The 19,335-nt window shown below is 68.5% G+C and carries 17 protein-coding genes; all 17 read left to right on the top strand.

Features of this window, described 5'->3' with window-relative positions:
- The 17 genes from ACE3UA_RS06130 to ACE3UA_RS06050 all read left to right on the top strand — a co-directional run bounded on the left by ACE3UA_RS06130 (nt 1) and on the right by ACE3UA_RS06050 (nt 19,310).
- Nucleotides 1-1,923, top strand: a complete 1,923-nt coding sequence (locus ACE3UA_RS06130; protein ID WP_374643540.1) for a tripartite tricarboxylate transporter permease — start codon at nt 1-3, stop codon at nt 1,921-1,923.
- Nucleotides 1,924-2,077: 154 nt separating this feature from the next.
- Nucleotides 2,078-3,394, top strand: a complete 1,317-nt coding sequence (locus ACE3UA_RS06125; protein WP_374643539.1) for an RNA polymerase sigma-54 factor — start codon at nt 2,078-2,080, stop codon at nt 3,392-3,394.
- A 168-nt stretch (nt 3,395-3,562) separates the two neighbouring features.
- On the top strand, nt 3,563-5,101 hold the full coding sequence (locus ACE3UA_RS06120) for an ABC transporter substrate-binding protein (RefSeq protein WP_374643538.1): 1,539 nt from the start codon (nt 3,563-3,565) through the stop codon (nt 5,099-5,101).
- A 22-nt stretch (nt 5,102-5,123) separates the two neighbouring features.
- Nucleotides 5,124-6,131 (top strand): ABC transporter permease, encoded by a 1,008-nt coding sequence (locus tag ACE3UA_RS06115; RefSeq protein ID WP_374643537.1) that lies wholly within the window; start codon nt 5,124-5,126, stop codon nt 6,129-6,131.
- Nucleotides 6,128-7,024, top strand: a complete 897-nt coding sequence (locus ACE3UA_RS06110; RefSeq protein ID WP_374643536.1) for an ABC transporter permease — start codon at nt 6,128-6,130, stop codon at nt 7,022-7,024. Before ACE3UA_RS06115 ends, ACE3UA_RS06110 begins: the two co-directional genes overlap by 4 nt.
- Complete coding sequence (locus tag ACE3UA_RS06105; RefSeq protein ID WP_374643535.1) at nt 7,021-8,010, top strand: ABC transporter ATP-binding protein; 990 nt, start codon at nt 7,021-7,023, stop codon at nt 8,008-8,010. The genes ACE3UA_RS06110 and ACE3UA_RS06105 overlap by 4 nt, the downstream gene beginning before the upstream one ends.
- Nucleotides 8,007-9,011, top strand: coding sequence for an ABC transporter ATP-binding protein (locus ACE3UA_RS06100; protein WP_374643534.1), 1,005 nt, complete (start codon nt 8,007-8,009; stop codon nt 9,009-9,011). The genes ACE3UA_RS06105 and ACE3UA_RS06100 overlap by 4 nt, the downstream gene beginning before the upstream one ends.
- On the top strand, nt 9,008-10,048 hold the full coding sequence (locus tag ACE3UA_RS06095) for a C45 family autoproteolytic acyltransferase/hydolase (protein ID WP_374643533.1): 1,041 nt from the start codon (nt 9,008-9,010) through the stop codon (nt 10,046-10,048). Before ACE3UA_RS06100 ends, ACE3UA_RS06095 begins: the two co-directional genes overlap by 4 nt.
- A gap of 24 nt (nt 10,049-10,072) precedes the next feature.
- Nucleotides 10,073-11,035 (top strand): sigma-54 interaction domain-containing protein, encoded by a 963-nt coding sequence (locus ACE3UA_RS06090; protein WP_374643532.1) that lies wholly within the window; start codon nt 10,073-10,075, stop codon nt 11,033-11,035.
- Between the two features lie 158 nt (nt 11,036-11,193).
- Nucleotides 11,194-12,552 carry an acyclic terpene utilization AtuA family protein gene (locus tag ACE3UA_RS06085; protein WP_374643531.1) on the top strand — a complete coding sequence of 453 codons (1,359 nt, stop codon included), beginning with the start codon at nt 11,194-11,196 and terminating at the stop codon, nt 12,550-12,552.
- 9 nt (nt 12,553-12,561) lie between these two features.
- Entirely contained in the window at nt 12,562-12,891 is a 330-nt protein-coding gene (locus tag ACE3UA_RS06080) for a DUF4387 domain-containing protein (RefSeq protein WP_374643530.1), read from the top strand.
- A gap of 646 nt (nt 12,892-13,537) precedes the next feature.
- Nucleotides 13,538-14,047 carry a helix-turn-helix transcriptional regulator gene (locus tag ACE3UA_RS06075; RefSeq protein ID WP_374643529.1) on the top strand — a complete coding sequence of 170 codons (510 nt, stop codon included), beginning with the start codon at nt 13,538-13,540 and terminating at the stop codon, nt 14,045-14,047.
- A gap of 422 nt (nt 14,048-14,469) precedes the next feature.
- On the top strand, nt 14,470-15,981 hold the full coding sequence (locus ACE3UA_RS06070) for an ABC transporter substrate-binding protein (RefSeq protein WP_374643528.1): 1,512 nt from the start codon (nt 14,470-14,472) through the stop codon (nt 15,979-15,981).
- A 17-nt stretch (nt 15,982-15,998) separates the two neighbouring features.
- Entirely contained in the window at nt 15,999-16,964 is a 966-nt protein-coding gene (locus ACE3UA_RS06065) for an ABC transporter permease (protein WP_374643527.1), read from the top strand.
- On the top strand, nt 16,961-17,773 hold the full coding sequence (locus tag ACE3UA_RS06060; RefSeq protein ID WP_374643526.1) for an ABC transporter permease: 813 nt from the start codon (nt 16,961-16,963) through the stop codon (nt 17,771-17,773). The genes ACE3UA_RS06065 and ACE3UA_RS06060 overlap by 4 nt, the downstream gene beginning before the upstream one ends.
- Nucleotides 17,770-18,576: an ABC transporter ATP-binding protein gene (locus tag ACE3UA_RS06055; RefSeq protein ID WP_374643525.1), complete on the top strand. Its 807-nt coding sequence runs from the start codon at nt 17,770-17,772 to the stop codon at nt 18,574-18,576. Before ACE3UA_RS06060 ends, ACE3UA_RS06055 begins: the two co-directional genes overlap by 4 nt.
- Nucleotides 18,573-19,310, top strand: coding sequence for an ABC transporter ATP-binding protein (locus ACE3UA_RS06050; protein WP_374643524.1), 738 nt, complete (start codon nt 18,573-18,575; stop codon nt 19,308-19,310). Before ACE3UA_RS06055 ends, ACE3UA_RS06050 begins: the two co-directional genes overlap by 4 nt.
- Nucleotides 19,311-19,335: the final 25 nt, after the last annotated feature.

The raw sequence follows: 19,335 nt of genomic DNA, 5'->3' as shown, positions 1-19,335 counted from the left end.
GTGGAGACGTTCCTCCTTGCGCTCTACAGCCTGATGGAATGGCACCGGCTGGCACTTCTGCTGGCCGGGGTCCTTTTCGGGCTGGTGATCGGGGTGATTCCGGGAATCGGCGGCATCTTCGGGCTGACGATCCTGATTCCCTTGACCTACTCGCTGGACCCGGTGGCCGCCTTCGCGCTGCTTCTGGGCATGGCCTCGGTCACGACGACCTCGGACACGATCCCGGCCGTGCTGATCGGCGTGCCGGGGACGGTGGGGGCGGCTGCGACCGTGGTGGACGGCCACCAGCTTGCCCGGCAAGGGCAGGCGGCCCGCGCGCTGGGCGCGGCCTATTCCGCCTCGCTGATCGGCGGCTTGTTCGGAGCCGTGCTTCTGGCGATGGCGTTGCCGGTGATGCGGCCCCTGGTCCTGTTCCTGACCTTCGCCGACCTTTTTGCCATCACCGCCTTCGGCCTTACGCTGGTTGCCATGTTAGCGGGAAAGGACCCGCTCAAGGGCCTGATCGCCGCCCTTCTGGGCGCGCTGGTCGCCTTTACCGGCCTGGACCCCTACGAGGGCGCGGAACGCTGGACCTTCGGGCAGGTCTACCTCTGGGACGGGGTGCCGACGGCCGTGGTCTTTCTTGGCCTATTCGCGGTGCCCGAACTTGCCGGGCTTGTCGCCCGGGGCCGGATTGCCGAGATGGGCACCGCCCCCGATCCCCGCGGCCTCTGGCGCGGAATGGCCGAGACGCTGCGCAACTTGCCCCTGGTCCTGCGCAGCGGGGGGCTTGGCGCGCTACTGGGCGCGGTGCCGGGGATCGGGGTCACGATCATCGAATGGGTCGCCTATGGCGATGCCGCCCGCCGCCCGGGCAAGGGTCCGGCCTTCGGCGAGGGCAACATCCGCGGCGTCATCGCCCCGGAAAGCGCCAACAATGCCAAGGAGGGCGGCTCGCTTCTTCCGACACTGGCTTTCGGCCTGCCCGGCTCGGCCCCGATGGCGCTGCTTCTGGGGGCCTTCACCATCCACGGGCTGACCCCCGGCCCGGACCTTCTGCGCGATCACGCGCCCTTCGTCGTCTCGCTGGTCCTGACCATCGCGCTGGCCAATGTGATCGGTGCGCTGATCTGTCTGGGGCTGACGCGGCAACTGGCGCGGCTGGCGCTGGTCCCGGCCACGGTGCTCGTGCCGATCGCGCTGGCCTTCGTGGTGCTCGGGGCCTACCAGACCTCGAAGGACCCGCGGGATTTCGTCGTGCTTCTCGTCTTCTCCGCCCTGGGCCTTGCGATGAAGCGTTACGGCTGGTCTCGCCCCGCCTTCACCTTGGGCCTTGTCCTTGGCCCGAACCTGGAACGCTTCTTCTTCCTGTCCTGGCAGATCTCGGGCTGGTCCTGGCTGATGCAGCCCATGGTCGCGGGAATCCTTGCCGTGTCGGGCCTGATGATCCTGCGCCAGATCCGCCGCTCCCGGCGCGACCGCGATCTGGGCGCCGCTGCGGCGTCAGGGCGGGGCGATGCGGTCCTGGGCATCGGTTTCTCGGGCCTGGCGCTGGCCTGCCTGGCCGCCTGCACCCGTCTGCCGCCGGGCGCGGCGATCTTTCCTGCGCTGGTCTCGGCCGTGCTTCTGCTGGCTTCGGTTCCGATCCTGCCCCGGCTCCTCGGACAAGGGCGGGCCGGGGCCGAGGGCGCGGGCCTTCTGGCCGATGCGCGTTTCCTTGCGGCGCTGGGCGCGCTTGCCTTGGCGATCCTGGCGCTTGGCCATCTTGTGGGACCCGCGCTCTTCCTTCTGGTGGCGGCCCGGTGGCAGCGACATCCCCCGCTCTGGTACGCGGCCCTTGGCGCCGCCGGGGTCCTGGGGGTGACCTATGCGCTCTTTGACCTGATCGCCCCGCAATCCTGGCCCGAGCCCTGGCTGCTTGCCGCCCTTCCAGCGACCGGCTGAAGGCTCGGGTATCGGCGCGTCTTCCGTCAGCGCCGAGCGACGGAGGAGAAGTGACCGGACAGGCGGTCCGCCGTCGACCCGGCCGGGCCATTGCCATGGCGGTCAGGGGCTGGTCTTCTGGACATTCCCAGACACAGGATACCGGCGACGACTCATGGCGAGCGGGATCGATCTTGGCCTCCGTCAGCGCGGCGCGCTTGCGATGACGCCGGCGCTGCGGCAGGCGATCGGCCTGATCTCGCTTTCCAATGCCGAGCTTTCGGCGCGGCTGGCCGATCTGACGGCCGGCAGCGCGGTTCTGGGGGTGGCGGTCGGCGCGGGGGCGGAGGACTGGTTGACGCTGTCGCGCCAGATCGCGCCGCCGCCGTCCGGGCATCGGCGCCCCTTGCAGGAGATGCGCCGTGGTCCCGGCGGAATGGACACCGACCGCATCCCGCTTGCCGAGCCGGGGCTGATCTCCCATGTCGAGGCGCAGCTTCCCCTGTTGGTGCGGGATGCCGAGGACCGGCGCATCGCGCGGATCTTCCTGCATGCGCTGGAGCCATCGGGTTGGCTGGGGGCGGGCCTCGAGGAGATCGCGACCGAGGCGGGGTGTCCGGCTGCGCGGGCCGAGGCCGTGCTGCGCCAACTGCAGGCGGCGGAACCGACCGGGCTTTTCGCCCGCTCCCTCGCGGAATGCCTTGCCCTTCAGGCCGAGGAGCAGGGCCTGCTGACTCAGCCATTCGCCGCGCTGCTGCGCAACCTGCCGCTTCTGGCGGCGGGGCGAACAGAGGCCCTGGCCGAGGCCTGCGGTTGCGGTGAGGAGACGGTCCGGGAGATGGCCTGCAGCCTGCGGCGGTTGAATCCGAAGCCCGGAGCGGGCTTCGCGCAGGCGGCCTCGGCGGGGCACCCGGCCGACCTGATCCTCCGGCGTGATGGCGAGGGGTGGCTTCTGGAACTGAACGCCGAGACCCTGCCCACCCTGCGCCTGACTCCCGGGGCTGCGGCGCCGCCCGAGGCCCTGCGCGAGGCGCGTGCGCTGGTTCAGGCGCTGGAGCGGCGGCACGCGACGGCTTTAAGCGTCGCAGCCGAAATCGTCACCCGGCAGGACGCCCATCTGCGCGGGGCGGGACCGCCTGCAGCGCTGACGATCAACGATCTGGCCGCAGCCACGGGTCTGCACCGCAGCACGATCAGCCGGGTGACCGCGGCGCTGGTGCTGTCGATGCCGGGGCGGACGCTCGGGCTGCGCGATCTGATATGCGCCCCGGTCCCCGCAGCGCGCCGACAGGAAGAGCCGTTGTCGCTTCAGGCGGTACTGGCGCGGATGCGCGAGATCGTGGCCGGGGAAGACCCGGTCCATCCGCTGACGGACAAGGCCATTGCGCAGCTCCTGCTGCCCGAGGGAGCGGCGCTGGCCCGGCGCACGGTCGTGAAATACCGGGGGCTGGCGGGTATTCCGCCGCGCGCCGCCCGCCGGCGACCGGCGTGAAATGCAAGCGCCGGCGCGTGAAGGCCACGCGCGCCCATGGCAACGAGGACGGAACGCGGCTCCGATGGGCGGGCGAACCCTGGCACGGTTCGTGCATTCCTGTTCGTGTCTGGACGAACATGGACCAAAGCACCCGAAAGCGGAGCATATCCACAAGGGAGAAATCTGATGAATGCAATGCCACGCCTTCTGATGGCCACCGCCTTGGCCACCTGCCCGGTCATCCTTCCCACCCCCGTCGCGGCCGAGGACCTGATCGTCGGCTTCACACTGGATGCTGACACGCTGGATCCCGCGAACCACCGCAAGCGCGAGACCGAGACGATCATCCGCAACCTCTATGACGGCCTCCTGACCCGCGATCCCGACATGCTTGTCGTGCCCGAGATCGCTGAATCGATGACGCAGGTCTCGCCTATCGAATATGATTTCAAGATCCGGTCGGGCATCAGCTTTCACGATGGCAGCGAACTGACGGCCGAGGATGTGAAATTCACCCTGGACCGGATCACCGTCGAGGGAGCGATGGGCGGCGAGACCAGCCCGCGCCAGGGCCTGATGGGGCCGGTCGCCTCGGTCGAGGTGACGGCTCCCGACACCGTGCGCATCACCCTGAAGGAACCCTGGCCGATCCTGCCCGCGATGCTGCCGAACCAGCAGATCGTCTCGCAGGCTTTCGTGGAGAAGCTGGGCAACGAGGGCCTTGCTACCACCGCGAACGGCACCGGCCCGTTCAAGCTGGTGGAATGGCGCAAGGGCGATGCCATCATCATGGAGCGTTTCGACGGCTATTACGGCGGCGCCTCCGACATTCCTCCGGTGGGCAAGGCCTGCGTGGACCGGGTGATCTTCAAGATCATCCCCGAAAGCGCCAGCCGCGTGGCCGCGCTTCTGGCGGGCGAGGTGCATATCATCAACGAACTGCCCGCCTTCTCCATCGCCCAGGTCGAGGCGAACGAGGGCACGCAGGTGATGACGGTGAACGGCACCCGCAGCTTCTTCATCGCCATGAACCTGCAGGGCGAGTATTTCGACGATGTGAAGGTGCGTCAGGCCGCCGCGCTGGCGATCGACAAGCAGCTGATCATCGACAGGATTCTCGGTGGCAACGCAGCGCCCATCGACGGTATCCTGTCGCCCGATGCCTTCGGCGCCAGCGACCTGCCGAAACTGGGTCATGACCCCGAGAAGGCCCGCGCCCTGCTGGCCGAGGCGGGCTTTCCGGACGGGATCGACGTGACGCTGGACACCGAAGGCGCCTTCAAGGACACCGCCGAGGCCATCGCCTCGATGCTGACCAATGCGGGCATCCGCACCACCGTCGTCGTCGGGGAAAGCGCGCAACTGACCGAGAAGTGGCGCACCGAGGGCAAACCCAAGTCCGGCGACATGTATTTCAGCAGCTGGGGCAATGGCTCGCTCGACCCGTTCGACATCTTCACCCCGACGCACCGCACCGATGACCGGGGCAATTCGGCGGGCTATTCCAATCCCGCCCTCGACGCGCTCCTGGACGCTGCGGCGACGGAACTGGACAGCGACAAGCGCGCGGCGCTCTACCGCGAGGCCGAGTTGCTGATCAACGCCGAACAGCCCTATGTCTATCTGTGGGTTCCCAAGGACATCTACGGCGTTTCGAAGCGAGTGACGGGCTGGAAACCCAGCGCGGACAGCCGCATCAACCTGCATGATGCCTGCCTGAACTGATCCGGGACCGGGAGGAACGGGGATGAGCATCGGAAAGCTGCTGGAGCGGATCGTCCAACTCATCCCCGTGCTGCTGGGCGTCAGCGTCATCGTCTTCGTGATGCTGGCGCTGACCCCGGGTGATCCGGTCCGGATCATGGTCGGCGAACAGCCGATCTCGCCAGAGCAGGAGGCGGAACTGCGCCGCAGCCTCGGCCTCGACCGTTCGCTGGTGGCGCGGTTCTTCATCTTCCTCGGCAATGCCGTCCGGTTCGATTTCGGAGACAGCTTCTACCACGGCCGCCCGGTGGCGACGGTGATCGCCGAGCGGCTTCCCGCCACCATCGAACTGAGCCTCGTCGCGCTGATCGTGGCGCTGGTCACCGCCATTCCGCTGGGGGTACTGGCCGCGATCCGCAAGAATTCGATCTTCGACCGGCTGGCGACGGTCGGGTCGCTGCTGGGCGTGTCGCTGCCCGGCTTCTGGTTCGGCATCCTCCTGATCATGCTGTTCGCCGTGCATCTGCAGATCCTGCCGGTGTCGGGCCGGATCGGCTATTCCAGCGAGGTGCCGACCGTCACCGGCTTCCTGCTGATCGACACGCTGGTGGCCGGCGACATCCGGGCGTTCGGCGAGGCGCTGCGCTATCTCTTGTTGCCTGCGGTCACTCTGGGCCTGCCGATGACCGCGATCCTGATGCGCGTCACCCGCACCTCGATGCTGGAAGTTCTGCGGCAGGACTATGTGACCTTTGCCGAGGCCAAGGGCCTGACCCGCCGCAGGGTACTCTATCGCCACGCGCTGAAGAACGCGCTGATCCCCACCGTCTCGGTCGCCGCGATCGAGACCGGCAGCCTTCTGGGCGGCAACATGATCGTGGAGACGGTGTTCGGCTGGCCGGGCCTGGGGCGGCTGGTGGTGGAAAGCATCTTCCTGCGCAACTACCCGCTGATCCAGGCGGCGGTGCTGCTTTATGCCGTGACCTATGTGCTGCTGAACTTCGTCGCCGACATCCTTTACACCGTACTCAACCCGCGGGTGAAGCTGTGACCGACGCCGCCCTGTCCCCCGCCGCCGCGCGCCCGGAATCCCTGTTCCGCCGCAACCTGCGCGAGTTCCGCCGCAACCGGCTGGCCATGGCCTCGGTCATCGTGGTTCTCGTGTTCATCGCGATGGCGGTGGCGGCCCCCCTGATCGCGCCGCACGACCCGAACGCGACCGACCTGTTCCGCCGCCTGCAACCGCCCGCCTGGGTGGAGGGGGGCGAGTGGTCCTTCGCGCTGGGCTGCGATGCGCTGGGGCGCGACATCCTGTCTCGCATCATCTACGGCGCGCGAATTTCCATCTTCATCGGCCTTGCGGTGATCGTACTGGCCACGGGAGTCGGCATCCTGGCTGGCCTTGCCGCCGGCTATTTCCGCGGCTGGGTCGATGTGGTGATCGGCCGGCTGGTCGATATCCTGCTGGGCTTTCCCTACCTGATCTTTGCCATCGGCCTGATGGCGATGATGGGGCCGGGGCTGATGAACATCGTGCTGGCCTTGGCCTACAAGGAATGGGTCATCCCCTGCCGCGTGGTGCGGGGCGAGACGCTGGCGGTGCGCGAGCTGGAATATGTCGAGGCCGCCCGCGCCCTTGGCGCCGGCCCCCGCCATATCATGTGGCGCGAGATCCTGCCCAATATCCTGTCGCCGGTCATCGTCGTCTCCACCATCCGCATGGCCAATGTCATCATCCTCGAGGCGTCGCTCTCGTTCCTCGGCCTTGGCGTGCAGCCGCCCACGGCCAGCTGGGGCGGCATGGTCTCGGATGGCCGCGCCTTCATATTGGAGGCGTGGTGGGTCTCCACCTTCCCCGGACTCGCCATCGTTCTGCTGGTGCTGGCCATCAACGTGGCGAGCCAGAGCCTGCGCGACGCTTTCGACCCGAGGTTCAGCGAATGACGGTGCTGCTGGAAGTCACCGACCTGCGGACCGAGTTCGCCACCCGCGCGGGGCTGGTGCGGGCGGTAGATGGGGTCAGCCTGCGGGTGTCGCGCGGGGAATGCCTGGGCGTGGTGGGGGAAAGCGGATCGGGCAAGTCGGTAACCTTCGCCTCGGTCATGGGGCTGGTCCGGGCGCCGGGGCGGGTGATGCAGGGGACCATCTTCTTCGACGGGCGCGAGCTGCGTGATCTGACGGCCGAGGAAATGCGGGCGGTGCGCGGCCGAGATATCGCCATGACGATGCAGGATGCGCTGACTGCGCTGAACCCGGCGCTGACGGTGGGCGAGCAACTGGCCGAGGTGCTGATCGCACACGACAGGGACCTGCCCCCCGGCGGCCGCGTCCGCCGCGCGGCAATCCGCGACCGCTCGGTCGAAATGCTGGGGCTGGTCGGCATCCCCTCGCCCGAGAGGCGGCTGACGCACTATCCGCACGAATTTTCCGGCGGGATGCGCCAGCGCATCATGATTGCCATCGCGCTGGCCTGCCGGCCGCAACTGCTGATCGCGGACGAACCTACCACGGCGCTGGACGTGACCATCCAGGCGCAGGTGCTGGAGCTGATCACCGACATCCGCGCCCGGTTGGGCATGGCGGTGGTGCTGATCACCCATGACCTGGGCGTGGTGGCCGAACATTGCGACCGGGTGATGGTGATGTATGCCGGTCAGGTGGTGGAGGAGGGTCCTACGGATCAGGTCATCGCCCGGCCGCGCCATCCCTATACCCGCGGCCTTCTGGCCTCGATCCCCCGCCCGGCGCTGCGGGGGCAGCCGCTGACGCCGATCCGCGGGCAGGTGGCCGATCTGGTCGGCCTGCCGCCGCAATGCCGGTTCCATTCCCGCTGTCCGCTGGCCCTGCCGGACTGCCTTGTCGAGGTCCCGATGCTGGAGGCCGGCCCCGGCCGCCGCTCCCGTTGTCTGCGGCTGGAGGAGATGTCATGAGCCTCCTGCGCGTCTCCTGCCTGTCCAAGCACTACGAAGGCCCGCGCTCGCTGGTCCGGCGTCTGAGCGGCGTGGCGCATACCGTGGTGCGCGCGGTGAACGATGTGTCGCTGAGCGTCGACCGGGGCGAGATCCTGGGCCTGATCGGCGAGTCGGGCTGCGGCAAGTCCACGTTGGGCCGGGCGATCCTGCGGCTGCACGAGCCGACCTCCGGCAAGGTGGAATTTGACGGCGCCGATGTGACCGCCCTGCCGCCGCCGGCGCTGAAGGCGATGCGGCGGCGGATGCAGATCATCTTCCAGGACCCCTATGCCAGCCTGAACCCCCGCCGCACGGTGGCCGAGATCGTCGGCCTGCCGCTGGCCCTGCACGGCATCGCCCGCGGCGACGAGGCGCGCAGGATCACCGAAAGGGTGCTTGAGAAGGTGGGCCTGCACGCCGGGCAACTGGACCGCTATCCGCACCAGTTCTCGGGCGGGCAGCGCCAGCGCATCGGCATCGCCCGGGCGCTGGTCTCGAACCCCGAGTTCATCGTCTGCGACGAGCCGGTCTCGGCGCTGGACGTGTCGATCCAGGCGCAGATCATCGCGCTGCTGCTGGACCTCAAGCGCGACCTGGGGCTGACCTATCTGTTCATCAGCCATGACATTTCGGTCATCGGATACCTCTCCGACCGGGTGGCGGTGATGTATCTGGGCGAGATCGTCGAGACCGGGCCGGTCGCCGCAGTACTGGACGCCCCGCGCCACCCCTATACGCAAAGCCTGCTTTCCGCCGTGCCCGAGATCGGGGTGAAGCGGTCCCGGGGGCGGGTGCGGCTGCAGGGCGACCTGCCCTCGCCGCTGAACCCGCCGGCGGGGTGCAAGTTCCATACCCGCTGTCCGCTGGCCGTTGCCGCCTGCCAGACCGTCGTGCCGGAAACGCGGCAGGTCGGCCCCGGCCACACTGCCGCCTGCCACCGGCTGGATGAAAACCTCAGCCTCTTGGAGGGCGCGCGATGATCGAGGTTTCCGCCACCGGCACCCCCTATGAGCGCGGCCTCGCCCAGAGGGGCGCCGCGCCTGCTGAAGCAGTGCGGCTTGCCACCGTGGCGCGGGTCGAGCGCGCCCGGGCCGAGGGGCTGATCGACGAGGACTACCTCGCCGCGCAGCGCCGCTTTCACGAAGCGCACGACCCCGAGGGGATGGCGGAACTGGCGGGGGTCGCCGCGGGCTTCGACCTGCCCGAACCCGATCTCTTCGCCCATCTCCACCTTGGCACGCTGCGCGACATGAAGGGCGGCGCCACCCTTGTCGACGGATGCAGCGCCTGGGCGGTTCCCGGCGGACCGGAGGGGCCGCTGGTGGTGAAGAACCGCGATTTCTCGGGCCTGCATCTGGGGGTGCAATGCGTGCTGCGCCATGCCGGGCCCGAAATCGTCACCGGGCAGGTGCTGAGCTTCGGCAGCCTCGGCGCCCTTGCCGCATGGTCTTCGGGGATCAACGCGGCGGGGCTGGCACTGGCCGATACGCAGGTCGCGGTCAGCCGGCATCGGGTGGGCTGGCTGCGCTATTTCCTCTTGCCGCGGCTGCTGGCTCGTGCCGGAACGGTGCCCGAGGCGCTGGCTCTGATCCGCAGCCTGCCCCATGCCGGCGGCGGGACGCTGGTGATGGCCGACCGGGCGGGGGCGACGGCGGCGGTGGAACTCTCGGCTGGGGGGGCCGCCATCGCCGAGGGCGGCATCCAGTGGCGGACCAACCATTTCACCGCAGCCGCGACGCGGGAGGAAACGCTTGCTCCCGATGGCAACGGCATCGCCGGCACCTCGCACCGCCGTTTCGATCATCTGGCCCGCATCCTGCCGGGGCGCGACTGGACCGCAGCCGGGGCCCGCGCCCTGATGGCCGACCACTCTGCGCCGATTTGCCAGCACGGGACCGGCGGAGACGGCGCCGAGACCATTTCCTCGGTGATCTATTCGTGTAGGCTGGGCGGGATGGAGATCGGCGAGGGCAGGCCCTGCCTTGGTCGCTGGCAGGCGATGGCGCCCTGCCGCTGAGGGGCGCGCTGATCGAAGGGCGGCATGGCAGATTACGGCAACCAACTGGTCGGCACCTCTTCGGCGATCGAGGGCCTGCGCCGGCTGATCGAGAAGGTCGGCCGCAGCCCCACACGGACAGTGCTGATCTACGGCGAGACCGGCACCGGCAAAGGGCTGGTCGCGCGGATGATCCATCAGGTCTCCAGCCGTGCCGCGCGGGATTTCGTCGACATCAACTGCGCGGCGCTTCCGGCAAACCTGCTGGAATCGGAGCTGTTCGGCCATGAGAAGGGCGCCTTCACCGGCGCCGTAGACCGCAAGCTGGGGCTGGTCGAGGCGGCCAATCACGGCAGCGTCTTCCTGGACGAGATCCGCGAGATGGACCTGACGCTTCAGGCCAAGCTCCTGTCGCTGCTCGACACCCAGCAGTTCCGCCGCGTCGGCGCAGTCAAGCCGGTCAAGGTGGATGTGCGCTTCATCGCCGCCACCAACAAGGTGCTGTTGTCCGAGGTCGCCTCGGGCCGCTTCCGCGAGGATCTCTACTATCGCCTGCAGGTGGTGGCGCTGAACCTGCCCGCGCTGCGCGACCGGGGCGACGACGTGCTGACGCTGGCCCGGCATTTCATCGCGCGGTTCAACCGGGCCTATGGCCGCAGCCTGCGGGGCCTTGCACCCGAGGTCGAGGACATCTTCCTGCGCTATCCCTGGCCCGGCAACGTGCGCGAACTGGAGAACCTGCTGGAACGGATCTTCATCCTTGAGGACGAGGACGAGATCCTGCCGCGCCATCTGCCCGACCGCATCCTGCGCAACGCCGGCAAACGGCCCGAGGCACCCGCTCCCGCCGGCGACTACCACACCGCGACCGAGGCGTTCCAGCGCGCCCTGATCGGCCAGGCGCTGGCGCAGGCCGGGGCCAATCCACAAGAGGCGGCGAAGGCGCTTGGGCTCTCGCGCCACGCGCTGCGGCATCAGATGGCGAAGCTCGGCCTCCTCAAGTCCTGACCAGGCGCCATGGCGGCTCCTGTGTGAACCGCACACAGCGGCGTGGAGCGCGCGCAAGGCCGCCGGACCTGTCCCGCCGCCACCGCCACCAAGGCCCGCCCCGGCAAGGCACGCTTTGTGCATATGGGATTGCGCCACGCATCACGCGAGAGGAAGACATGCCGTCCATCAGGATCGCCTGCCCGAACGGGCATCTTGGCTTTGCGCCGCTCAAGACCGAGAGCTTCCGTCTTGCGGTCGAGACCCGCCCGGATTTCATCGCCGCCGATTCCGGCAGCGACGATATCGGCCCCGTCCCGCTGGGCAACGACAGCTGCGCCAGCCCCCGTGCCTGGCAGGAGCATGATCTGGAAGAGATGCTGCTGGCCGCGCGCCGGCTGGGCGTGCCGATGCTGATCGGCTCGGCGGGAGATACCGGCACCGACAGCCGGGTCGACATCTATCTGCAGATCATCCGCGACATCGCCGCCCGCCACAACCTCGCCCCGTTCAAGTTGGGCTGGTTCTATTCCGAGGTCGACCGCGAGCTGATCCGTGCGAAGATCCGCAGCGGTTCGGCCATCCGCGGCCTGGATGCGCGCGACGACCTGACCGAGGCCGAACTCGACGCCACCGCGCGCGTGGTGGCAATGGCGGGGGTGCATCCTTTCGTCAAACTGCTGGAAGCGGGCTGCGATGTCATCATCGGCGGGCGTTCCTCGGACAGCGCCATCTTCGCGGCCTGCGCGCTCCACAAGGGCTTTCCCGAAGCGCAGAGCTACTACCTCGGCAAGGTGCTGGAATGCGCCTCCTTCTGCGCCGAACCCTATGGCGCCAAGGAAACCGTGGTGGGCAAGATCACGCCCGAGGCGGTCGAGGTCACCGCCATGGCACCCTGGCAGAGCTGCACCGTCGCCTCGGTCGCCGGCCATGCGATGTATGAACGCTCGAACCCGTTCCACGAATTCGTGGCGGGCGGGATGCTGGACATGACGCATTGCCACTACGAACAGGTCGACGAGCGGACGACCCGGGTGACGGGAATGGAATTCGTCCCGGCCACGGATTTCCGCGTGAAGCTGGAAGGTTCGGGCAAGGTGGGCGAACGCTTTGTCGGCATGGCCGGCATCCGCGATCCCTATACCATCGCCAATGTCGATGCGGTGATCGACTGGGCGCGGCAGCAGACGGTGGACCGCTTCGGCCCGGACGGGTGGGAACTGCACTACTCCGTCTTCGGCCGCAACGGCGTGATGGGCGCGATGGAGCCGCTGAAGGACAGGCCGGGGCACGAGCTTTGCGTCGTGGTGCAGGGCGTGGCGCCGACCCGCGAGATGGCGGAAGAGGTTTGCATGACCGGCACGAGGCAGATGTTCTACGCCCGCCTGCCGGAGGTGAAGGGCACCGCCGGCGGCGTGTCCTTCGTGCTGGACGAGGTGTTGCAGGCCAGCCCCGCCTATCGGTGGACGCTGAACCACACGATGTCGGTCGGCGATCCGCTGGAGCTGTTCCCCACCCATACCGAAATCGTCGGCTGAGGCCTCGCCATGAACACCCGCAAGAAACTGTCCGACCTGGCCAAGACCATCCGGTCCAAGAACGCCGGCACCGACAAGATCACCTTCGACATTATCTTCCGCGAACGCGAGACCTACGAGATGGTCAAGCGGTCGGGCGCGCTTAGCCCCGTCCGCGTCTGCGGGATCCTGAGGCTCGATCCGGCGCGGCTGACGGATTTCGTGGAATACGACCCGGCCTGTGCCATCAAGTTCACCATCCTGCGCGAACGCCCTTCCGGCAGTGCAGGTGACGGGGACATCTTCGGCGCGCAGCAATATGCGCCTTTCCTCGATGTCGAGGTGGACATTTCGGCCTGATCGAAGCGGCTGCTGTTATCGCGGAAGCCTGTCGCGGAGAGGGCATGTCGTCGGAATGTCCGCGTCATGAGACGTCCCGCCTGCAGTGCGGCCGTTTGAACCGATCCCGGCTCATGCGGTCCTGTCCTTTGCGCCATCGCTAGCGGGCCTGCACCGTCACGCCAGTCTGCCGCACAGCCTGCGCAATCGACCTGCCTTGCCATTGCAGCATTTCGACGCGCTCCAACGGCATGCTGGCCGAGGGAGACACGGGCCAGCGCGTTCCTGATCCGATGAGCGCGGCATCTCTGCCCGCAAGGGATGCCTCCGGGCGCAATTCTTCGATGATCAGGGGCAGGTCTTCCGGGCGAAAAAAATTTAGCGAAGTCAGTATGTTGCGGTGCGAGTGAGTGACCGGATCAGGGAGGACACCCTAGGCAGGCATGGCAAAGGTGAAACATGCCGATGGGGAATGACACGCGGGGCTTCGAATTGCTGGACTGGAATGCCGCGCCATGCGACCAACACTGCCCATTCTGTCTCAAGGAGAAATCGCCATGCGACCCGGTCGCACCCAGCCCATGACCCTGACGCGCCGCGCGCTCGGTACCCGGCTTGCCGGTGCGCCGCCACGATCGGCTTCGGGAACGGCGCTGCGGCCAGCACCTTGCCGAACCCGGCGCCAGTCCTCGACCCCGACCTGCGCGATGCGGCATTGCGCGGCCTGGCGCTTGCAGGCTACCGCGGCGACCCCGTCACTGCCGCCGCCGCGAATGCGGCCATCGAGCGTCTGTCCCGGACCGACCCCGAGGGGGCGCTCCTGGCTCGCCTCTACCAGATGCTCGACGTGCGCCCGGCGCAATACTGGCCCCAGGATGTGCCCAAGGCGGCCGCCGCTGACCTTGCAACGCTGCACGGAGCCATCCGGGCCTGCCAGCCGGTGTCGTTCAGCTACACAGACCTGTCAGGGAACGAGACTGCGCGGACCGTCCTGCCGCTGGTGCTGGTGCATCCGCCGCAGGGCGTGAAGCTGCTCGCCTGGTGCGAGGAGCGCGAGGACTTTCGCCAGTTCTTCGTCCGAGCCATCAGGCGTCTCACCCCAGGCGCGGGCAACTTCGGCGAGGATCGTCTGGCGCTGTTGCAAGGCCTTCTGAAGAAGGAAGCCGGGCAGGCTTGACGCTTCGCACCAAGGTCCCGACAGGGACAGCGAGGGCCTAGCCAGCCATCGACAACGGGCCGCAGGTCGCGATGGCTTCCCCGAGGATTCCTGGCTGCCTGCCGGGAATTCGCTGTGGCGCGTCAAGCCCGCCAGCTTCCGCCACAGGGACGCTCGCGCCCGAAGCATCGACCCTGTCGCAGGTTTCCATGCCCGCTGGCCGATTGCGAAAGGCCGTGCGCAGGCAGGCCGTATGTCCATCCCGGGGGCCGCGCGCGGCGGGTATTTCGCCTTGACGGCGGCAAGGGCAACAAGACTTGCCTATTTCCCGCTGCTGGAATGGAATTGACGATCGCGCCATTAAGCGATCCATTGAAAGCTGTAGGACCGACGCCCCCAGCGCATCCCGACAGTCCTCAGGAAGAGATCACAGGAGTTCTCCCATGTCCCATGAGACACTTGCCCCGGCGGCAATGCGCACCCTTTTCGGCACTGGCCTTCTGGCCCTGACGCTGAGCGTCGCCCCTTCCGCCCTTCTGGCCGAGACCGATCCCGCCGCCGTCCTGCGGATCGGGTCGCTGTACGAGCCGCAGAACCTCGACAATACCGCGGGCGCCGGTCAGGGCATCAACGAGGCCTTCAATGACAACGTCTATGAGGCCCTATTCCGCCTGACCGACGCCGGCACGGTGGAACCCGTACTCGCGGCCAGCCATGAGGTCAGCGAGGATGGACTGACCCATACCTTCAGCCTCAAGGACGGGGTGACCTTCCACTCCGGCGACCCGCTGACCGCGGCGGATGTGAAGTATTCGATCGAGCGCGTCGTGGCCGAGGCCTCGAAAAGCTCGCGCAAGCGCAGCCTTGCGAACATCGCCGGGATCGAGACGCCGGATGACAAGACGGTGGTCGTCACGCTGACCTCGAAGTCGATCTCGCTGCCCTACAACCTGTCCTATGTCTGGGTGGTGAACGACGCCGCCGGCGACATCACCGCGAAAGAGGACGGCACCGGCCCCTACAGGCTGGAGGACTGGGCGCGCGGCACCGCGCTGTCGCTGACCACATTCGACGGCTACTGGGGCGAGAAGCCCGCGAACGGCGGTGCGGTCTTCAGCTATTTCTCCGAAGCGGCCGCGCTGAACAATGCGCTTCTGACCGATGCGGTGGACATCATCACCTCGGTGCAAAGCCCGGACGCGCTGAGCATGTTTGCGGACACCTCGGCCTTCACCATCGCCGAGGGGAAATCGACCACCAAGCAGCTCCTGGCCTGGAACGACCGCGTGGCGCCCTTCGACAACGTCAAGGTGCGCAAGGCGCTGGCGCGGGCGGTCGACGACAAGAAGCTGCTCGAGGCGATCTGGGGTGAGCGGGGGACGCTGATCGGCTCCTTCGTGCCGCCGACCGATCCCTGGTATGTGGACCTGACCGGGGTCGATCCCTACGACCCCGAAAGCGCCAAGGCGCTCTTGGCCGAGGCGGGCCTTGCCGATGGCTTCACCTTCACGCTGGACACGCCGAACTACGACCCGCATCCGATCACGGCGGAATTCGTGAAGGCGGAGCTGGCCAAGATCGGCGTCACGGTGAACATCAACATCATCACGCCGAACGAGTGGTACGAGAAGATCTACCAGAAGCACGATTTCCAGGCGACGCTGCAGGAACACGTCAACCACCGCGACATCGTCTTCTACGGCAACCCCGACTTCTACTGGGGCTACAACAACCCCGAGGTGACCAGGCTGATCGAAGAGGCCGAGGCGAGCGACACCGAGGCCCAGCAGACCGAGAAGCTGACCGAGGCCAACAAGATCATCGCCGAGGATGCCGCGTCGAACTGGTTCTTCCTCTATCCGCAGATCGTGGTCTCGACCGTCAAGGTCACGGGCTACCCGGTCAACGGGCTGAACGCGCAGTTCTTCCTGCGCGGCATCCAGAAGGCCTCCTGAGCCGCGAAAGGCCGGTGATGCTGCGTTATCTCCTCCGCCGCACGCTGGTGCTGGCCCTGTCGCTGGTGGTGGCGGGGCTGGTGCTGTTCGTGCTGCTGCGGCTTCTGCCCGGCGATCCGGCGGCGGCGCTGCTGTCGGTCGGGGCGGACGAGGCGCAGATCGCCGCCGCGCGCGAGCAGGTCGGCAGCGACCTGCCGATCGGCCAGCAACTCCTCCGCTTCCTGGGCGATCTCGCGCGGTTCGACCTGGGGAAATCCTTCGTCAGCGGCTCTCCGGTCCTGCCCGAGATCGCCAAGCGGCTGGCGGTGACGGTGCCGCTGACCCTGGCGGCCTTCCTTCTGGCCCTGGCGCTGGCGGTGCCGCTGGGCATCCTGGCCGCCGTCAAGGCCAACCGCTGGACCGGAGCCGCCCTGTCCGGCCTGTCGCAACTGGGTCTCGCGGTGCCGGTGTTCTGGATCGGCATCCTTCTGGTCTGGATCGTCGCGGTCGAGTGGCGCCTGCTGCCGGCCAGCGGGTTTCCGGCGAAAGGCTGGGCCGACCCCGCGGCGGCGACGCGCGGGCTGGTGCTGCCGGTCGTGACCATCGCGCTGGTGATGGGGGCCTCGCTCCTGCGCTATGTCCGCTCGGCCACGCTGGATGTGCTGGGGGCCGACTACCTGCGCAATGCGCGCGCCATGGGTTCCAGCTTCTCCCAGGCGCTGGTCCGCCACGGGCTGCGGAACGGCGCCGCTCCGGTGATCTCGATCCTGGGGATCGAACTGGCCTCGACCCTGCTCGGGGCCGTGGTGGTCGAACGCGTCTTCGCCCTGCCAGGCCTGGGGTCGATGCTGCTTCTGGGGATCCAGCAGCGCGATTATCCCTCGGTCCAGGGCGTGCTTCTGGTCTCGACCCTGCTGGTGTTGCTGATCGGCTTTCTGGCCGACATCCTGCAACGCCTGATCGACCCGCGCCTGCGTGGCGCCGAAGAAGGCGACGCGGCATGAGGCGGCTGACCTTCCGTCTTGGTCTTGCGCTTCTGGGCCTCGCGCTCGCGGTGGCGCTGACGACGCTTGTCTGGACGCCCTGGCCGGTCGAGGACATGTCCGGCGGCCGTCTGGCGGGGCCGTCCTGGGCGCATTGGGCCGGAACCGACCGGCTGGGCCGCGACAGCCTGAGCCAGGTGATGATCGGCGCGCGCATCGCCCTGATGGTGGGCCTGGGCGCGACGCTGGTGGGCGGGCTGATCGGCACGGTCGCGGGCGTCTTGGCGGGATTTGCGCAGCGCGGGCTGGACGATGCGCTGGCCGCCGCGCTGGACATCCTGATCGCCTTTCCCACGCTGCTGCTTGCCATGCTGGTGGTGGCCGCCAGCGAGACGGCCAGCCTTGGCACCGCGATCCTGGCCATCGGCCTGGCCATGTCGGCGATCATCGCCCGGCTGGTGCGGGTCGTATCGAAGCGGGTGCTGGCGCAGGACTATGTCACCGCCGCGCGTTGCTGCGGGGCGGGCTGGCTGCGGATCGTCCTGACCCATGTCCTGCCGAACATCGCCCCGACTCTGCTTGTCGCCCTCGCGCTGCAATTCGGGCTTGCCGTGATCGCCGAGGCCTCGCTCTCCTACCTCGGCCTTGGCGCGCCGCCGCCCAATGCCTCGTGGGGGCAGTTGCTGCAACAGGCGCAGGCGACGGTCTACACCGCGCCGCTGGGTGTCCTGGTGCCGGGGGGGGCGCTGGTGCTGCTGGTGCTGGCGATCAACTTCGTCGCCGACGGGTTGCGCGACCTTCTCGACGACAGCGCGGAGGTTCGCGAATGACCCTGCTGCAGGTCCAGGGGTTGAGCATCCGGGCCAAGGGCCGTGTGCTGGTCGAGGATGTCGACCTGAACCTCGCCCCTGGCGAGCGGCTGGGTCTTGTCGGCGAAAGCGGCTCGGGCAAGTCGCTGACCGCGCTGGCGGTGCTGGGCCTGCTGCCGCCGGGGCTGACCGCCTCGGGCCGCGTGCTGCTGGACGGCAGGCCGGTGATCGGCCAGCCGGACCGCGCACTTGTCCCGCTGCGCGGCGCGGTGGCGGCGATGGTGTTCCAGGACCCGCGCATGGCGCTGGACCCGCTGATGCGGCTGGGCGACCAGCTTGCCGTGCCGCTGCGCCGCCGCGCGGCGCGCGAGGGCCGGTCGATGTCGCGGCAGGACCTGCGGATCGCACAGGTCGCCGCGCTGGAGCGGGTGGCGATCGCCGAGCCGGCGCGCATCCTGAACGCCTGGCCGCATCAGGTCTCGGGCGGCCAGCGCCAGCGCGTCGCCATTGCCATGGCGCTGGCCTGCGGGCCGCGCCTCCTCATCGCCGACGAACCGACGACCGCGCTGGACGTCTCGACCCAGGCCGAGGTGATGGCCCTGCTGGACCGGCTGGTCCGCGACGAGGGGCTGGCGCTCCTGTTCATCAGCCATGACCTGCCGGTGGTGGCGGGCATCGCCGACCGGGTGACGGTGATGGCGCGCGGGCGCGTGGTCGAGGAAGGGCCGACGGCGCAGGTGTTCCACGCCCCGGCCCAGCCCTATACGCAGGGCCTGATCGCCGCGGCGCGCCGGCTGGACGCAGCATTGGGGCCCAGGGAATGAGCCTGCTCGCGCTGGAGAATGTGGATTTCGCCTATCGCCCCGGCCAGCCGGTGCTGAGCGGCGTGTCGCTCTCGGTCGCGCCGGGCGGGCATCTGGGGATCGTCGGGGAAAGCGGATCCGGCAAGACCACGGTCCTGCGCCTCCTGCTCGGGCTTGCCGCACCGCAGGGCGGCCGGGTGCTCTCGGACGACCAGCCGCTGGACATCCGGTCCCGCGCGGCCCTGCGGGCGCATCGGCGGCTGGTCCAGCCCGTGTTCCAGGATCCCTATACCGCGCTCGACCCGCGCATGTCGGTCCGCCGCATCCTGACCGAACCCTTGCAGGCCCTGTCCCTGCCCGGCGACCCGGCGGCCGAGGTCTCCCGCGTGCTGGCTGCGGTCGGCCTTCCGCCCGACAGCGCCGAGCGGCGGCCGAAGGATTTCTCGGGCGGGCAGCGCCAGCGTATCGCCATCGCCCGGGCCTTGATCGCCCGCCCCCGCGTCCTGCTTGCCGATGAGCCGGTCAGCGCGCTCGACCTCTCGACCCGCGTCCGCATCATCGACCTTCTGGCCGGGCTGTCCCGGGAGACGACGCTGGTCCTTGTCTCGCACGACCTGGCCGTCGTGGCGGCGCTGTGTCCGCAGCTTCTGGTGCTGGAACGCGGCCGCATCGTCGAGGCCGGCGCAACCCGCCAGATCCTGGACGCCCCGTCGCATCCTTATACGCAACGACTGCTCGCCAGCCTGCCGCGCTGACCGGGTCCTCCCGGATCGCGATCCT

It is taken from the genome of Tabrizicola sp. (assembly GCF_041919135.1).
GTDB lineage: Bacteria > Pseudomonadota > Alphaproteobacteria > Rhodobacterales > Rhodobacteraceae > Tabrizicola.
Note: the sequence above shows the minus strand (reverse complement) of the source record. Positions and strands in the feature narration are given on the sequence as shown.